Source organism: Pseudomonas sp. 8_5_2 (assembly GCF_059295255.1).
Window position 1 is genome coordinate 5,012,255 of sequence record NZ_CM181238.1, and the last position, 15,199, is coordinate 5,027,453.

General features: G+C 64.6%; 15 protein-coding genes. 6 read left to right on the forward strand and 9 right to left on the reverse strand.

Annotated elements, in window-relative coordinates; all coding sequences use genetic code 11:
* Positions 1–91 precede the first annotated feature (91 nt).
* Together AC5O5R_RS22930 and AC5O5R_RS22935 are read left to right on the forward strand one after the other, a co-directional pair.
* Positions 92–556 (forward strand): multidrug transporter, encoded by a 465-nt coding sequence (locus AC5O5R_RS22930; RefSeq protein WP_172220758.1) that lies wholly within the window; start codon positions 92–94, stop codon positions 554–556.
* Between the two features lie 148 nt (positions 557–704).
* Entirely contained in the window at positions 705–1,517 is an 813-nt protein-coding gene (locus tag AC5O5R_RS22935) for an SDR family oxidoreductase (RefSeq protein ID WP_172220761.1), read from the forward strand.
* Between the two features lie 112 nt (positions 1,518–1,629).
* Here the strand turns inward: AC5O5R_RS22935 and AC5O5R_RS22940 are convergent, their stop codons facing one another.
* The 5 genes from AC5O5R_RS22940 to AC5O5R_RS22960 all read right to left on the reverse strand — a co-directional run bounded on the left by AC5O5R_RS22940 (position 1,630) and on the right by AC5O5R_RS22960 (position 7,605).
* The gene (locus tag AC5O5R_RS22940) at positions 1,630–2,424 is read right to left on the reverse strand and encodes an SDR family NAD(P)-dependent oxidoreductase (RefSeq protein WP_172220764.1); all 795 of its coding nucleotides are present in this window, start codon (positions 2,422–2,424) and stop codon (positions 1,630–1,632) included.
* Positions 2,425–2,479: 55 nt separating this feature from the next.
* Positions 2,480–3,931, reverse strand: coding sequence for an efflux transporter outer membrane subunit (locus AC5O5R_RS22945; protein ID WP_172220767.1), 1,452 nt, complete (start codon positions 3,929–3,931; stop codon positions 2,480–2,482).
* Positions 3,928–4,989, reverse strand: a complete 1,062-nt coding sequence (locus tag AC5O5R_RS22950; protein WP_172220770.1) for an HlyD family secretion protein — start codon at positions 4,987–4,989, stop codon at positions 3,928–3,930. Before AC5O5R_RS22950 ends, AC5O5R_RS22945 begins: the two co-directional genes overlap by 4 nt.
* A gap of 28 nt (positions 4,990–5,017) precedes the next feature.
* Positions 5,018–6,562, reverse strand: coding sequence for an MFS transporter (locus AC5O5R_RS22955; protein ID WP_172220773.1), 1,545 nt, complete (start codon positions 6,560–6,562; stop codon positions 5,018–5,020).
* Between the two features lie 137 nt (positions 6,563–6,699).
* Positions 6,700–7,605: a LysR family transcriptional regulator gene (locus AC5O5R_RS22960; protein ID WP_172220776.1), complete on the reverse strand. Its 906-nt coding sequence runs from the start codon at positions 7,603–7,605 to the stop codon at positions 6,700–6,702.
* A gap of 260 nt (positions 7,606–7,865) precedes the next feature.
* Between AC5O5R_RS22960 and AC5O5R_RS22965 the strand changes: the two genes are divergently transcribed.
* The 3 genes from AC5O5R_RS22965 (at position 7,866) to AC5O5R_RS22975 (ending at position 9,207) form a co-directional block, all read left to right on the forward strand.
* On the forward strand, positions 7,866–8,312 hold the full coding sequence (locus AC5O5R_RS22965; RefSeq protein WP_172220779.1) for a universal stress protein: 447 nt from the start codon (positions 7,866–7,868) through the stop codon (positions 8,310–8,312).
* An 89-nt stretch (positions 8,313–8,401) separates the two neighbouring features.
* Positions 8,402–8,728: a type II toxin-antitoxin system PrlF family antitoxin gene (locus AC5O5R_RS22970; protein ID WP_172220782.1), complete on the forward strand. Its 327-nt coding sequence runs from the start codon at positions 8,402–8,404 to the stop codon at positions 8,726–8,728.
* On the forward strand, positions 8,725–9,207 hold the full coding sequence (locus AC5O5R_RS22975) for a type II toxin-antitoxin system YhaV family toxin (RefSeq protein ID WP_172220785.1): 483 nt from the start codon (positions 8,725–8,727) through the stop codon (positions 9,205–9,207). Before AC5O5R_RS22970 ends, AC5O5R_RS22975 begins: the two co-directional genes overlap by 4 nt.
* A gap of 6 nt (positions 9,208–9,213) precedes the next feature.
* On the opposite strand, the gene AC5O5R_RS22980 is transcribed toward AC5O5R_RS22975, so the two are convergent.
* The 4 genes from AC5O5R_RS22980 to AC5O5R_RS22995 are packed head-to-tail and all read right to left on the reverse strand — an operon-like array spanning position 9,214 to position 13,978.
* Complete coding sequence (locus AC5O5R_RS22980) at positions 9,214–10,074, reverse strand: efflux RND transporter periplasmic adaptor subunit (protein ID WP_172220788.1); 861 nt, start codon at positions 10,072–10,074, stop codon at positions 9,214–9,216.
* 10 nt (positions 10,075–10,084) lie between these two features.
* Positions 10,085–10,285, reverse strand: a complete 201-nt coding sequence (locus AC5O5R_RS22985) for a DUF1656 domain-containing protein (protein ID WP_008097766.1) — start codon at positions 10,283–10,285, stop codon at positions 10,085–10,087.
* Entirely contained in the window at positions 10,275–12,452 is a 2,178-nt protein-coding gene (locus AC5O5R_RS22990; protein WP_172220791.1) for an FUSC family protein, read from the reverse strand. The genes AC5O5R_RS22985 and AC5O5R_RS22990 overlap by 11 nt, the downstream gene beginning before the upstream one ends.
* Complete coding sequence (locus AC5O5R_RS22995) at positions 12,449–13,978, reverse strand: efflux transporter outer membrane subunit (RefSeq protein WP_172220794.1); 1,530 nt, start codon at positions 13,976–13,978, stop codon at positions 12,449–12,451. Before AC5O5R_RS22995 ends, AC5O5R_RS22990 begins: the two co-directional genes overlap by 4 nt.
* Positions 13,979–14,168: 190 nt before the next feature.
* Here AC5O5R_RS22995 and AC5O5R_RS23000 point away from each other — a divergent pair, with 190 nt between their 5' ends.
* Positions 14,169–15,116: a LysR family transcriptional regulator gene (locus tag AC5O5R_RS23000; protein ID WP_172220797.1), complete on the forward strand. Its 948-nt coding sequence runs from the start codon at positions 14,169–14,171 to the stop codon at positions 15,114–15,116.
* The last annotated feature ends 83 nt before the right edge of the window (positions 15,117–15,199 follow it).

Below are 15,199 nucleotides of genomic sequence, written 5' to 3' on the forward strand. Positions count from 1 at the left end.
ATGCCAACTGCAAGGCAGCCTCCCGCTTTTGAGCACATGCCATTTCAGGCTACGATAGTCGAACCCCTCGCAACCAAGGTCTGCAAGCCCCATGATCATCGGTGCCTTGCTCATACTCACCTGGCTGGTGCTGCTGTTGCGCTACCCGGCCAAGGCCCTGCCGATTTCCCTGGCTGCCGTGTGCGGCCTGGGCCTGGTGGCCCTGTTCGTCATCTGGCAGGACAACCGCGAAGCCTCGCAACTGGCCCGCCTGGACCTGCGCCTGAGTTATGCCCCCGAGCAATGCCCGGCGGACCGTGCCCTGCAGGTACACATGAAGAACGGCAACAAGGCGCCGCTCACAGAGCTGCGCTGGCGCGTGGCGGCGTATGCCCCGGGCGACACCGTGAACCTGGCCGAGAACACCTACAATGCCCCGCGTTACCGTGGGCCAGGTGACCTGCAGCCGGGGGCCGAGTGGAAGGACTGCCTGCCATTGCCGCCATTGCGCTCCGGGTATCGTCCGCAAACCCTGGAGTTTCGTGCCGAGCACCTGCAGGGTACATTTGCCAATTGACTTATCACATGTGCAGACCTCTTCGCGGGTGAACCCGCTCCCACAGGGACAACGCAGGTCTTGAATACTGTGGGGTACCTGTGGAGCGGGTTCACCCGCGAAAGGGCCCATGCAGGAAAATCATCTCCCTGAGAACAGGCCTCCACCTATGCCCACCGTCCTCATCACCGGTTGTTCCAGCGGCATCGGCCGCGCCCTGGCCGACGCCTTTCGCGATGCCGGCCACCATGTCTGGGCCACCGCGCGCAAGCCAGAAGATGTCGAGCAACTGAGCGCCGCCGGCTTCAGCGCCCGGCAGCTGGACGTGAATGACAGCGACGCCCTGGCCCGCCTGGCCGACGAACTCGAAACCCTCGACATCCTGATCAACAACGCAGGCTACGGCGCCATGGGCCCGTTGCTCGACGGCGGCGTGGACGCCCTGCGCCAGCAATTCGAGACCAACGTGTTTGCCGTGGTCGGTGTCACCCGGGCACTGTTCCCGCTACTGCGCCGCTCACGCGGGGTGGTGGTGAACATCGGCAGCGTCTCAGGGGTGCTGGTCACTCCCTTCGCTGGCGCCTACTGCGCTTCCAAGGCAGCCGTGCATGCGCTCAGCGATGCCTTGCGCCTGGAGCTGGCGCCTTTCGGCGTGCAAGTGATGGAAGTGCAGCCGGGGGCGATCGCCTCGCAGTTCGCCAGCAACGCCCAACGCCAGGCGGAGCAGGTACTTGTGGCAGGGTCGCCGTGGTGGCCGTTGCGCGAGCATGTGCAGGCACGGGCGCGGGCTTCGCAGGACAAGCCGACTTCGGCGGCGGTGTTTGCCAGAGGGGTGTTGACGGCGGTAAGCAAGTCGCCGGTGCCGGCGCTGGTGCGGTTGGGTAACGGCAGTACAGCGTTGCCGGTGATGGCCCGATTGCTGCCACGGCGGTTGCTGGACTGGGCTTTGCGCAAGCGTTTTGGGCTGCTGCGACCGCTCTGAGGGCGTGGTTGCCTATGCCGCCCTCTTCGCGGGTAAACCCGCTCCCACAGAGCTGTGTCATCCCTGTGGGAGCGGGTTTACCCGCGAAGAGGGCGGCACAGACAACAAAGAATCAGGCGATGGAGCGTAACACTCCACCATCCACCCGCAAGGCAGCCCCGGTGGTAGCACTGGCCTGCATCGAAGCCAGGTACACCACCATATTGGCCACCTCTTCCACCGTCGCCAGGCGCTTGAGCAGCGAGGTCGGCCGGTGCTCGGCGAGGAAGTTCGCTTCCAGTTGCTCAGTCGACACACCCTGCTCCCCGGCCAGCTTGGCAAAGAAGTCGCCGACACCTTCCGAGCGGGTAGGCCCAGGCAATACCGCGTTCACCGTCACCCCGCTACCGGCCAAGGTCTCGGCCAGGCCACGCGACACCGCCAGCAGCGCGGTCTTGCTCATGCCGTAATGAATCATCTCGGTCGGGATCTGCAGCGCCGACTCACTGGACAGGAACACCACCCGACCCCACTTGCGCTCGGCCATGCCCTGGGCGTAGTGGCGAGACAGGCGCACCGCGCTGAGCACGTTGACATCGAAGAACCGCTGCCACTCCTCGTCCTCGATCTCGAAGAACGGCTTGGGCTCGAAGATGCCGAGGTTGTTGATCAGGATGTCGCTGTGCGGCACTTGGCCGAACAGTTTTCGCGCACCGTCGCGGGTACTCAGGTCGGCGGCGATACCGATGATGCGCGCCTGTGGCAGGCGTTCGCGGATGGCGTTGAGGGCTTCATCGACCCGGGCTTGAGTGCGGCCGTTGACCACCACTTCGGCCCCCGCCTCGGCCAGGCCGATGGCGATGGCCAGGCCAATGCCGGCGGTGGAGCCGCTGACAATGGCGCGCTTGCCGTTCAAGGAAATCTGCATCTGTGCCTCCTCAATTGTCTGGGGAATCGCCAGGGCTGCTTTGCGGCCCCGGCTTTTACGCTTTCTTCACCGGCTGCTCGTCGAATGCCTGCCAGCCACCACCCAACGCTTTGTACAGCCCCACCAACGCCTGCGACACCGCCGCCGAGCTGTCGATCCACTGCTCTTCGCTGGCCAGCAACGCCCCTTGCACCGTCAGCACATTGAGAAAGTCCACCGCGCCTTCCACATACTGGCGCTGGGCGGTTTCCAGGGCGATGCGGTTCTGTCGCACCGCCTCGGCCAAATGATCCCGACGCAACTGGCTGGCGTTGTAAAGGCGTAGCACATCGTCAATTTCATGCCAGGCGCCAAGCACTACCTTGCGGTAGTTCAGCGCCGCCTCCTGCTGCTGGGCTTCCCGCAATTCCAGCGTGCCCTTGAGCCGGCCACCCTCGAAGATCGGCAGCGAAAGCTGCGGCCCGAAGGCGAAACGGCGCGAGTCCCAGCCAGCAAAATCGGACAACTGCATGGCCTGGAAACCGACACTGCCCGACAGGCGGATACTGGGGTAGAAGTCGGCCTTGGCCACGCCAATGCTGGCGGTGGCGGCATGCAGGCGCGCCTCGGCCTGGCGGATATCCGGGCGCCGCTCGGCCAGCTCGGACGGCAAACCGATGGCGAACTTCTGCTGCGGCGCAGGCAGCTCGCCAGCCGGCAGCAACTCGGCCTGCAAACTGCGCGGCGGTTCGGCCGCGAGCAGGCTGAGGGCGTTGATCAAGTCATCGCGCCGCGCTTCCAGGCTTGGCAGGCGCGACTCGATCGAGGCCACCTGGGCACTGGCCTGGGCCACGTCGAGGCGAGTGGCGACACCTTCCGCCTGGCGATTTTCCGACAGCGTCAGGCTGTGCCGGGCGACCTTGAGGTTGTCGCGAGTCACATCAAGGGTGTGCTGCACGGCACGCAACTGGATGTAGTTGCCGGCGGTTTCCGACAGCAGCGCCAGCAACACCCCGCGCCGATCGTTCTCGGCCACTTCGACCGTGGCATCGGCGGCCTCGACCTGACGCCGCACGCGGCCCCACAGGTCCAGCTCCCAGCCGGCTACCAGGTCACCCTGCCAAAGGTTGAAGGCTTGCTTGCCTGCCTTGCCCGACGGGTCGCTCAGGCCCTCGGCGCTGTTGCGGGCGCGGCTGTAGCCGGCGTTCACGTCTACCGACGGCACTTCATCGGCGGCCACAGTGCTGCGTAAGGCACGGCTTTGCAGCAGGCGGGCACTGGCCATCTGCAGGTCGAGGTTGCGCTCGGATACGCGCTGGATCAGTGCACTCAGGCGAGCGTCGTGGAAGGTTTCCCACCAGCGCAGTTCCAGTGGCTCGGCCTGCGGCTGGCTGGCCGCTGCCTCGCCTTGCAACGGCGCCCACTGTTGCGGCGCCTGGCTGTCGGGGCGCAGGAAGTCCGGGCCCATGGTGCAGCCGGCCATCAGCACGGCCAGCAACAACGGGCTCAAGCGTAATGCCGGTTTCATCGTGCGCTTACCTCTTTGCCGTCCAGCTTGTCGCCACGGGTATCGATGGTCGCTTCCACCGACATGCCCACACGCAGGCGCGCGAGCAGCGGCTGGCCGTCATCGAAAACGATCTTCACCGGGATACGCTGCACCACCTTGGTGAAGTTGCCGGTGGCGTTGTCCGGCTTGACGGCGGCGAAGGTGACGCCGGTGGCCGGGGCGATGCTTTCTACATGCCCCTGCAGTTTTTCGCCGGAGAACGTGTCGACGCTGATGCTCACCGGCTGGCCCGGCTGCACGTGGGTCAACTGGGTTTCCTGGAAGTTGCCGACCACATAGGCCTGCTGCAAGGGCACCACCGACAGCAGGCGGGCACCTGGATTGACGTACGCACCGACACGCAGGGCGCGCTCGCCGACCATGCCGTCCACCGGCGCGCTGATGCGGGTATAGGACAGGTCGAGCCGGGCCTTTTCAACGCCCGCTTCAGCCCGCTTCAACTGGCCATCGGCGCTGGCCACCTGGGCGGTAAGGATGTCCACCTGCTTGCGTGCTGCCACCAATGCCGCCTGGGTATTGGCCAGCCGCGCGCGAGCCTGGTCGACGCCGCTGCGCGCCTGCTGGGCGTTCTGCACGGTACCGGCACCCTGCTCGGCCAGGCGGCTGTAGCGGTTGACTTCATGATCGGCGAACGCCGCTTCGGCCTGCGCCGCTTTCACCGCCGCCTCGGCCTGGGCGATCAGCGCCGCCTGGCGCTCGAGGGTGGCACGGGCATCGGCGCTTTGCGCCTTGGCCACCAGCAACTGCGCCTGCGCGGCATCCAGCGCGGCCTGGTAGTCACGGGCATCGATGGTCGCCAGCAACTGGCCAGCCCTGACTTGCTGGTTATCTTCTACCAGCACTTCCTTGATGAACCCGGCAACCTTCGGTGCGACCACGGTGTAGTCGGCGATCACATAGGCGTCATTGGTGCTCTGGCGGTGGTCGCTGCCAAACATCCAGGGGCCGATGATGCCGGCCAGGACAGCGACGGCAAGCACCGCGCCGATGAACAGGGTTTTGCGGTTGTTGGTCATTTCAGCGGTTCTCGAATTCATCCAGGGTTCAGGCCACCGCACGCGGCGGATAGACCCGGGTAGGCACGAAAGGAATCAGGCAGATCAGGGCCACTGCAATGCAGGCCATGACCAGGTAGAGGTCGGCGGAGGTCAGCACCAGCGCCTGGTCGTGGATACGCTTGGCCAGGCCTGCGCTGTTGTCATCGACCAGCGGGGCGTTGCCCAGGCTGTCCACCAGGTGGTTGGAATGGAAGTGCCGGCGCAGCGTACCAACGGCGTCCAGCAGGCCACCGGCGACCACTGCAGCCAGGCCTTTGACGGTGTTGAACCAGCTGGAGGCGAACGGGCCTTCCTGCGGGGTCATCCCGTTGGTGGACAGCATCAGCAGCGGCAGTACCGCCATCGGCTGGCCGAACACCTGCAGCAGGTAGAACGGATAGAAGTCGCCACGGATCCACTGCGACGTCAGCAGGCTGCTGCCGACACAGGACACCGCCAGCATCGCCAGGCCGATGCCCAGCACCCAGCGGCAGTCCACCGCGCGGATATTGCACAGGGCGGCGGTCAGCGGCAGGGCGATCAGCTGCGGCATGGCCACCAGCATCATCAACGGGCTGGTCTGCACCGGCCGGTAGCCCTGGATCTGCGCCAGGTAGGCCGACGGGATGCTACCTACACCAGACAACACGATCAGCACGCCGGCCAGGGTCACCAGGGCAAAACTGAGGTTGCGTCGCGAGAGCATGCGTAACTGGAAAAACGGCAGCGGCTCGGACCACTCGTTGTACATGAACAGCACCAGCAACAGCAGGCCGCCACCCAGCAGCCAGCAGATCAGTGGCGAATCGAACCAGCCCCAGCGGTCGCCTAGCGACAGGCCCAGCACGATGCAGCTGATGGCGGGCAGGCCGAGCAGCACGCCGCGCCAATCGAACTGCTTGAAACGTTCCAGGCGCAGCGGGTCCTGCGGCAAGCCCCAGCCCACGCAGAACATGGCCAGCGCCGACGGCACGATGATCTGCCAGAACGCCCACTGCCAACCGACGTACTCGGTCCAGAGGCCAGCCAGTGGCGTGCCGAGGTTAGGGCCGAAAGTGGCGGTAAGGGCATAGCAGGCCAGGCCGTACACCTTGATACCCGGCGGCAAGAAGCGCAGGGCCACGCTCATCAGCATCGGCGGCAAGGCGCCAGAGGCAAAACCTTGCAGCACGCGCAGCAGCATCAGGCTGTGCAGGTTGGGGGCGAACGGTTGCAGCAGACCCAGCACGGCGAACACGCCGATGGCGCTCATGGTGAAGCGCCGTAGCGAGAAGGTAGTGGCCAGCCACGGCGCGAAAGCCATGGCCGAGACCGAGGCGGCGCTGTACACCGCCAGCAGCCAGGCGCCTTCGTCGGCACCAATGCCCATGGCGCCGCGAATATCGGCCAGGGAAATCTTCGTCACCGACTCATTGAGGCCCGCGCACAGCACGGCCAGCAGTACACCGAACAGCCCAACCACGACCTGCAGGCCGAACGCCGTCTGCGCAGGCGCGGCCGGCGCGGGGGCGGCAGCGCCAATCGCGGCAGAGGGGGCGGACAGGGAACTCATGGACAGACATCTCCAGCAACAAAATCACGACTGGAGCAAGTCTAAGAACGTCGAATGCTGACGAAAACTGAATTCTCGGTAGGTTTATGTTGCGTCAAACGCAATCGGGACATCATAGCGGGCATGAAAGGCCCTGATCATGGGTCCATGCTACCGCACGCCTTCAGCGTCTGGCGCAGCCACCGATGCGCCGGATCGTTGTCGAATCGCGGGTGCCACGCCTGTTTCACATTCACCTTTTCCAGCGGCACGGGTATTTCGAAAGACCGCAATGGCAGCTTCAGACGGTTCACGCTGTTGAGGATATTGGCGGGTATCGGCAGGATCAGGTCGGAGTCCGGCAGCGAGAACATCGCCGAGTGGAAACTGGTGGTGATCAGCGCCACCCGCCGCTCCACCTTGTGGTTGGCCAGCGCCACGTCGATCGGCCCATTGGCCCGACCGCGCCGTGACACACTGATCTGCGGATACGCGGCAAAGCGCTGCGGTGTGATCGGCGCCTCGAAAATAGGGTGTCCCTCGCGCGCCAAGCCGACGAAATAGGTATTGAACAAACTCTGCACTTTCATCTCCGGGCCCAGTTCAATGGCCGAGCTGATGATCAGGTCGATGTGACCGTTGCGCAGTACCGCGTCATCGTCGCCACTGCCTTCCGGTACAAAGCGCAACACCGTGCGCGGCGCCTGGGCCAGCATCATGCGCAGCAACTGGGCGCCGTACAGGGCGATGAACAGGTCGTTGGTGCGAATGTTGAAGGCCCGGTCCAGGTTTGCCAGGTCGACCGCGTCGCGGCTGCGGAACACCTGCCCGGCTTGCTCCACCAGCCCATGCACCTGCTCGCGCAGGGCCAGCGCCCGTGGGGTCGGCACCAGGCCACGACCGGCACGTACCAGGATCGGGTCGCCCAGGGCATCGCGGATCCGTCCCAAGGTCCGGCTCATCGCCGCCGGGCTCAGGTTCATGCGCTGCGCCGCGCCGACCACACTGCCTTCGTCGAGCAGGGCATCGAGGGCGACGAGCAGGTTCATGTCCGGGAGTTGCATGGCGGTTATCCGTTACTGCGCTGGGAAGGGCGATGGTAGCAGGTTGCAGGATTGCACCAGACGCAATGCGCCCGTGCGCCGTGGGGCATTTATCCCGTAAGTCGATCTGGCCAAGAATGACCTTTGGCAGGTTCGGCCCTTTCGCGGGTAAACCCGCTCCCACAGGTACACCACAATATTTGAAAGCGGTGTGGTCTTGGGTTTACCCGCGAAAGGGCCCGAACAGGCAATCACTCCGCCAGCCTTTACAAGGATCCCCAATGCCCAACCCCGTCCTGATCGCCATCGACGCCTCCCCCGCCGCCACTGCCCTGCTCGCCCTGGCCCGTCGCTACTGCCGCCCAGGCGAGCACGAACTGCACGTGCTGCTGGCCATCGATTCCACCTTCGCCGTGCACGACAGACCCGCGCCCTACACCGCCGAGGAGCTGGAGGAATACCCCGCTGCCTGCGAGGAACAGCAACACGCCGACCACGCCGTGGCCGAGGCAGTACGCGAATTGCAACAGGCCGGTTTCGCCAGCCAGGGCTGCATGGTGGCCGGGCAGCCGGTCGACGCCATCATCGCCAAGGCACAGGAGCTGAACTGCGAGCTGGTCATCATGGGTCACCGGCACCTGTCGCGGCTGGGGCGGCTGCTCGATCCGTCGATCAGCGCAAAGGTGATCGACCGCATTGAAATGCCGGTTTTGGTAGGGCCCGCCTGACCGGCCATCACCCGGAAACGCAATTGCATTGACCAGGTAATGCAATCGCATTACCTTGGAGTACTGCTGCAACACAAAGGACAGTGCCCATGGCTACCACCTTCGAAGTCGAGTCCACGCTGACTGATCGCTACCAAACCACCGTTCCCGAAACCGTACGGCGCGCCCTGGGTTTGAAAAAGCGTGACAAGATCCATTACTCGATTCGCCCTGACGGTGGGGTGATACTCACCCGCGCAGAGGCAACCGAGGACGATCCGGTGCTGGGCCAGTTCCTGGATTTCCTGGCGCACGACATCGCTACCAATCCTCAACGGCTGCAGGTTGTCGATGCAGGCCTCATCGCTCGTCTCGACAAGCTTGTCGGCGACGCGGAGGTCGACCTTGATCAACCTCTGTCGGCGGATGATGAATGAGTGATGCGAACAGGAAGCCTTTTGTTATTCATGGATGGACTGTATTTGCCCACCCACTGTTCCTGGCCAAGCTGGACGCGCTGAGCGCCCAGGTTCAGGCTCAGATGCAGAAAGACCCAGCTGGTTACGCCAAGAAGAATGCTTATAAGCGGCTGGCGGCAATCAAACGCTTGGCATTCGATGTGATCCCCCAGGACCCGACCAAAGTTGAGTACAGGCAGGGCGCACCGTTGGGCGGTGACCACAAGCACTGGTTCAGAGCGAAGTTCTTCCAGCAATACCGCTTGTTCTTTCGCTATCACACCGCCAGTCGGATCATCGTGCTGGCTTGGGTCAATGATGAATCGAGCAAGCGGGCCTACGACAGCAGCGATGACGCTTACAAAGTCTTTCAGAAGATGCTGCTAACTGGCCATCCACCAGATGACTGGGATCAATTGCTGCGAGAGTGCGGGTCTGTGCATGTCAGGCCCGAATAGCAGAATTCACCCCTCGCTCGGTTTCACCACCACCGTACACGTCGTCCCCGCCGCCAGCAAAAAACCTTCCGGCACTTCATCGATGTGGATACGCACCGGCACCCGCTGCGCCAACCGCACCCAGTTGAACGTCGGGTTGACGTCGGCAATCAGCTCGCGGCTCTGGGGGTTGTCGCGGTCGTAGATGCCACGGGCGATGCTCTCCACATGCCCCTTGATGCGCTCGCCGCTCATCATCTGCAATTCGGCCGGGTCACCCACCTTCACGTGCGGCAGCTTGGTCTCCTCGAAGAAGCCGTACACCCAGAACGAGTTTTCATCGACCACCGCCATCACCGCTTCACCGGTGCGCGCGTAGTCGCCTCTGTGGATATTCAGGTTGGTCACGTAGCCGTCCACCGTGGCGACGATATGCGTGCGCTTGAGGTTCAGCTGGGCCGCCGCCAGCTCGGCCAGGGCTTGCTGGTAATCGGCTTGAGCCGAGTTGGCGATGTTGCTGGCGTCGTCGCGGTTTTCCCGGGAGATCACCAGGTTGTCCATGTCGGCTCGGCGCTTGGCGTTGACCTTGCGCATGTCCCAGGTGGCCTTGCGCGAGGCGACCAGCGCCTTGGCCTGGTCAACCGCCAACTGGTAGTGCTCGGGGTCGATCTGGATCAGCAGGTCGCCTTTTTTCACCCGCTGGTTGTCCTTGACCGGCACGTCCACCACATACCCGGGCACGTCGGCGGCAACGTTGATGATGTCGGCGCGCACGCGGCCGTCACGGGTCCACGGCGTGGTCATGTAGTGCAGCCACAACTGGCGACCGATCACCACGGCAGCGGTCAGCACCAGCAGGGTGGCGATCAGGCTGAAGAACTTTTTCATCGAAGGATTCTCACCAGTAGAGCGACAGCGCCAGGGCGCCGAACAGGCAGACGAACAGGCTCAGGCGCAGCAGCGCCGGGTGCCAGAAGAAGCGGTAGCCATCATGGCTGGCGATGAACCGGTCCAGGCCCCAGGCCAGGCCCAGGGCAAACAGGAACATCAAGGTCATGGTGGGCATGTACACGCCATGGAAGGCGATCTCACGGGGCATCTTGCAGTCCTTTCGCCGGTGCCAGTGGCGACTGTGGGTCGAGCAGGGAAGAACGGATGAAGTGCAGGTAGCTTTGCGCACGGCGCAGCACCGAAGTGTCGAAGTGCCGGGCAAAGGGCTCGTCGGTCGCCTGTACCCGGGCGATGGCGTGGTCCACCGCCACCAGGGCACGTTCGTGGTTGCTGGCGCTGGGCTGCAGGAACAGCCGGGCCAGGGCGCGGCCCATGACGCGAATGGCCTGGCGCCAGGGCTGCGACTCGGCGTAGGCCGGGTGCACCGGCGCGCGGGCCTGCTCTTTGCGCAGCTCGATGATGGCGTGGCCGATTTCCAGCACGGTGAACATCCAGCCCATCAACTGGCTTTGCACCTGCGGCTTGCCGGCCGCCAGGCCGTAGGCCTGGTGCAGCAGGTCGCGGGTGCGGCTTTCAAAGGCCGAGCCCAAGCCGCGCAGGCGGCCGCTGATGGCAAACAGCACTTGCTCGCGCAGTTCCTGCTCCAGGCGGCTCCACAGCCAACGGCTGTTGGGCGGCAGGATGATTGCCCCGGCGGCGGCGCAGACGAACATGCCGATGACCATGCCGATGTAGTCGTTGATGAAGGTGTACGGGTCATACACGGTGAGGTTGTTCGGCACCGAGCCGATGGCGAAGAACACCAGCAGGCCGATGCCGTAGCCGGCATAGGCCGGCCGCGAGGAAAGAAACGCGCCCAGCACGAACACCGGCGCCAGCACCATGCACAGCAGCGGGAAACCGTCGATCCAGGGGAACACGAAGAAGGTTTCGAAGAAGCCGACGAAGGCGCCGATGGCCGTGCCGCAGGCCATCTGGAACGACATGCGCTTGGGGTTCGGCGAAGCCGCCGACAGGCCCACGGTGACCGTGGCGATCAGGGTCATCATCGCGCCGCTGGGCCAGTCACTGAGCAGCCAGTAACTGCCCAGCAGCAACAGCACTGCCGAAGCGCGCACGCCTGCAGCAAGCGATACCAGCCAGCTGGTCTGGGCCACGTAGGGCTCGTCCCACTGCTCGCGCTGGTGTCTGTGCGCGGCCAGCGAGGCATGGGTTTCGGCGTAGCTGTACATCTCGTCGACGAAGCGGTACAGCAGCTCGAACGCGGTGTGGAAGTCGAGCAGGTCGGCATCGCTGGGCGCGGTCGCCAGGTACTCGGCGCGCAGGCCACGCACCTGGGCTTGCAGGCCTTCCTTGTAGGCGGCCAGCTCCAGGGTCAGGCGCAGCGCGTCGGCGTCGGTCAGCGCCCGGCCCACGTACGGCTGCAGCAGTTCTACCAGGGTGTTCAGGCCCGGCTCGATGGCGCTCACGATCTGCAGCGGGCCACGGTTGCGCAGGCGCTCCAGCAAGCGATGCAGGGCATTGAAACGCGTGGTGATGGCCATGAACTCGCTGTTCATGCGCACCAGGCGGCCACTGCGGCGGCGCATGTGCGGGTCTTCGAAGGCGGTGACGTTGCGCAGGCTTTCAAGGCCCACGGCCTCGGCGACGAAGCGCACGTTGCTGGTTTCGAAACGATCGCGCTGGCTGTCACCGCGCAAGGCCTCGACCACCACCCCGGCGAACACCCCAAAGCGCTGGTACAGGGCGTTGCGCATGGCGGCACTGGCCGACTGCGGCAGGATCGCGGCGCTGACGAAGGTCGATACGAGAATGCCCAGGGCAATTTCCAGCACCCGCCACACCGCAGCCATGAACGCCTGGTCGGGGTGCTGCAGAACCGGCAGGCCGATCATCGCCGCCGTGTAGCCCGCCAGCACAAACCCATAGGCACGGAATGTGCGGTAGCGCATGGCACCGGCCGAGCACAAGCCCACCCACAGTGCCAGGCTGGGCAGGAACAGCTCGGTGTTCTGCGGGAAGATGGCAATCAGTGCCACCATCATCGCCGAGCCGGCCAAGGTGCCGAGCACCCGGTAAAAGCTCTTGGCGAACACGTGGCCGCTTTGCGGCTGCATGACGATGAACACGGTGATCATCGCCGTGCGCGGTTGCGGCAGCTCCAGGCGCATGGCCAGCCACAGGGTGATGAACGCCGCCGCCAGGACCTTGAAGATGTAAACCCAGGTAACACCGTCGGTGCGCGCCCAGGCAAAGAAACCCCGGCGCCACTCCAGGCTGTGCAGCCAGCGCACGGGCAGGCTGGAAGTGCTCATTCGGCGTTGTCCGGCTGCTTGTCGAAAATGGCCAGGCTGGCCGGGGTTTTCGGCGCCGCCTGGCGGTCTTCATCAGGTACGTCCTGGCCGGCCTGCAGGCCACCGCCCAGCGCGGTCACCAGCTCGGCATGGGCGATCAGGCGGGCGGCCTGCACCTGCTGCTGTATCTGCTGCTGACGGAACAGCAAGGTCTGCGCGTTGAGCACATTGAGGTAATCGGTAAGGCCACGCTGGAAGGCAACCATGGCGATGTCGTAGGTTTTCTGCGCGGCGGCGACGGACTCGGCGGCGAAGTGCGACTGCTCTTGCATCGACTCGCGGCGGATCAGCTGGTCAGAGATGTTCTTCAGCGCACCGACCACGGTCTGGTTGTAGCGCGCCACGGCCACGTCGTAGCCAGCCGATGCCACGCCCAACTGCGAACGCAGACGGCCACCATCGAACACCGGCAGGCTGATGGCCGGGCCGACGTTGTAGTTGAACTTGCGCCCGGTCAGGAACTCCAGCGGGCCGCCGCCGGTGGCCATGAAGCCCAGGCTGCCGACCAGGTCGACATTAGGGAAGAAGCCGGCGTGGGCGACGTCGATGCCACGCGCCTGGGCAGCCACCTGCCAGCGGCTGGCGACCACGTCGGGGCGCTGACCAACCAGTTCGGCAGGCAGGTTCGAGGGCAGCTTCAGCGGCGCAGCCAGGGTCAGGCTCGGGCGCTGTAGCTGCGCGCCCTGCCCTGGGCCCTTGCCGGCCAGGGCGGCCAGCTGGTTACGGGTGAGCGCGATTTCTTCGTTGAGGCTGTCGAGCTGGCGGTGGGTTTCCGGCAGCGGCGCTTCGGCCTGGCTGACCTCGAAGTGGGTGCCGATGCCGGCATCCAGGCGGCGCTTGGCCAGGGCCAGGATCTGCTCCTGCTGCGCAAGCTCGGCCTTGACGATATCGCGCTGGGCAAAGTGCAGGCTCAGCTGGATATAGGCCCGTACCACGTTGTTCTGCAGTTCCAGCTGCGCCTGGCGGGCTTCGGCTACGCTCATGTGCGCCTGGTCCACGGCCTGCTCGCTGGCATTGCGCTCACGGCCCCAGAGGTCGAGGGCGTAGCTGAAGCCGATGGCGGCATTGTTGTCCCAGGTGTTGGCGCCCGACAACGCGCCAGGGCCGTAGAACTGGTCTTCCGGCCAGTTATGGCGCTTGAGCGTGGCCTGGCCGTTGGCCTGGAGCTGCTCCGCCGACTCGACCACGCCGGCCATGGCCTTGGCTTCGCGCACCCGCGCCGCAGCCATGGCCAGGCTTGGGCTGCCGGCTACGGCCAAGGCAATCCAGCGGTCCAGCTGTGGGTCGCCATAGGCGTGCCACCACTGCTGGTCGGGCCAGTGGGCGTCGGTTGCGGCTTCACGCATGGCCGCATCAGGGGTCAGGGTATTGGCTTGCAGCGTCTTGCTTTGCGGGGCAATGCCCCAGGTTCCGATACAGCCGCTCAAGGTGAGGGCAAGGGCACAGGCACTGAACGCGTTGAGCGTTCTGATGATGCGACGCGGCACAGCTGCGATTTCCCGAGGAAGTGAAGAGGGGCCGGGCAATTCTAGGGGGCGGCAGCACTGGCGATAAGCGCAGATTCCTGCGAATCTTTGTTACCAAAACAGCGATAATCCGCCTTTGGTCGAAGACAACTTTTCATAACTTCGACGTTACTTCGTGACACACTTTTGTCCTCTATATCGAGAGTGACCCATGGACACCCTGCAAAACATGCGTGCTTTCAGTTGCGTCGCCCAGCTCGGCAGCTTCACTGCCGCTGCCGCGCAACTGGACACGACCACCGCGAACGTGTCGCGGGCGGTCTCCAACCTGGAAGCCCATCTGCAAACCAGGCTGCTCAACCGTACCACCCGGCGCATTGCGCTGACCGAAGCCGGCAAGCGCTACCTGATGCGTTGCGAACAGATTCTTACCTACGTGGAAGAAGCCGAGGCCGAAGCCAGCGACGCCCATGCGCGCCCGGCCGGGCAGTTGAAGGTGCACTCGATGACCGGGGTCGGCCAGCACTTCGTGGTCGACGCCATCGCCCGCTACCGCGAATCGCACCCCGACGTGACCTTCGACCTGACCATGGCCAACCGCGTGCCGGACCTGCTCGACGAGGGTTATGACGTGTCCATCGTGCTGGCCACCGAACTGCCCGATTCGGGGTTCGTATCGCAGCGCCTGGGCATCACCTACAGCATCGTCTGCGCCTCGCCCGGCTACATCGCCCGCCACGGCGTGGCGCAAAAGCCTGTCGACCTGCTCAAGCACGCCTGCCTGCGCATGGTCAGCCCGGTGATCCCGCTGGAAAAATGGCTGTTCGACGGCCCGGAAGGCCAGGAAATGGTCAACATCACCAGCTCGCCGTTCATGGTCAACACCGCCGACGCCATGAAAACCGCGATCCGCAGTGGCATGGGCGTAGGTGTGCTGCCGATCTACTCAGCCATCGAAGGGTTGCGTGACGGCAGCCTGGTGCGGGTACTGCCCGAATACCGGCTGCAGGAACTGAACCTGTATGCCATCTACCCATCGCGCCAGTACCTGGACGCCAAGATCAAGACCTGGGTCGAGTACCTGCGCAATTCACTGCCAGAGATTCTGGCGGCGCATGAGGCAGACCTGAAAACTCACCAGGTGCAGATTGCCAACTAAGAAACATGCTGCATTGCGGTGGTGGACAATGGTAGGTTGCTAACCATCGCCGGCCTCTTCGCGGGTAAACCCGCTCCCACAGG

Bases quoted from the DNA above. Each gene is read 5' to 3' on its own strand.
- AC5O5R_RS22955 (WP_172220773.1), bottom strand. From the start codon at position 6,562: ATGAGTTCCCTGTCCGCCCCCTCTGCCGCGATTGGCGCTGCCGCCCCC.
- AC5O5R_RS22950 (WP_172220770.1), bottom strand. From the start codon at position 4,989: ATGACCAACAACCGCAAAACCCTGTTCATCGGCGCGGTGCTTGCCGTC.
- AC5O5R_RS22945 (WP_172220767.1), bottom strand. From the start codon at position 3,931: ATGAAACCGGCATTACGCTTGAGCCCGTTGTTGCTGGCCGTGCTGATG.
- AC5O5R_RS22970 (WP_172220782.1), top strand. From the start codon at position 8,402: ATGGCTACCACCTTCGAAGTCGAGTCCACGCTGACTGATCGCTACCAA.
- AC5O5R_RS22960 (WP_172220776.1), bottom strand. From the start codon at position 7,605: ATGCAACTCCCGGACATGAACCTGCTCGTCGCCCTCGATGCCCTGCTC.
- AC5O5R_RS22965 (WP_172220779.1), top strand. From the start codon at position 7,866: ATGCCCAACCCCGTCCTGATCGCCATCGACGCCTCCCCCGCCGCCACT.
- AC5O5R_RS23000 (WP_172220797.1), top strand. From the start codon at position 14,169: ATGGACACCCTGCAAAACATGCGTGCTTTCAGTTGCGTCGCCCAGCTC.
- AC5O5R_RS22980 (WP_172220788.1), bottom strand. From the start codon at position 10,074: ATGAAAAAGTTCTTCAGCCTGATCGCCACCCTGCTGGTGCTGACCGCT.
- AC5O5R_RS22930 (WP_172220758.1), top strand. From the start codon at position 92: ATGATCATCGGTGCCTTGCTCATACTCACCTGGCTGGTGCTGCTGTTG.
- AC5O5R_RS22940 (WP_172220764.1), bottom strand. From the start codon at position 2,424: ATGCAGATTTCCTTGAACGGCAAGCGCGCCATTGTCAGCGGCTCCACC.
- AC5O5R_RS22990 (WP_172220791.1), bottom strand. From the start codon at position 12,452: ATGAGCACTTCCAGCCTGCCCGTGCGCTGGCTGCACAGCCTGGAGTGG.
- AC5O5R_RS22975 (WP_172220785.1), top strand. From the start codon at position 8,725: ATGAGTGATGCGAACAGGAAGCCTTTTGTTATTCATGGATGGACTGTA.
- AC5O5R_RS22985 (WP_008097766.1), bottom strand. From the start codon at position 10,285: ATGCCCCGTGAGATCGCCTTCCATGGCGTGTACATGCCCACCATGACC.
- AC5O5R_RS22935 (WP_172220761.1), top strand. From the start codon at position 705: ATGCCCACCGTCCTCATCACCGGTTGTTCCAGCGGCATCGGCCGCGCC.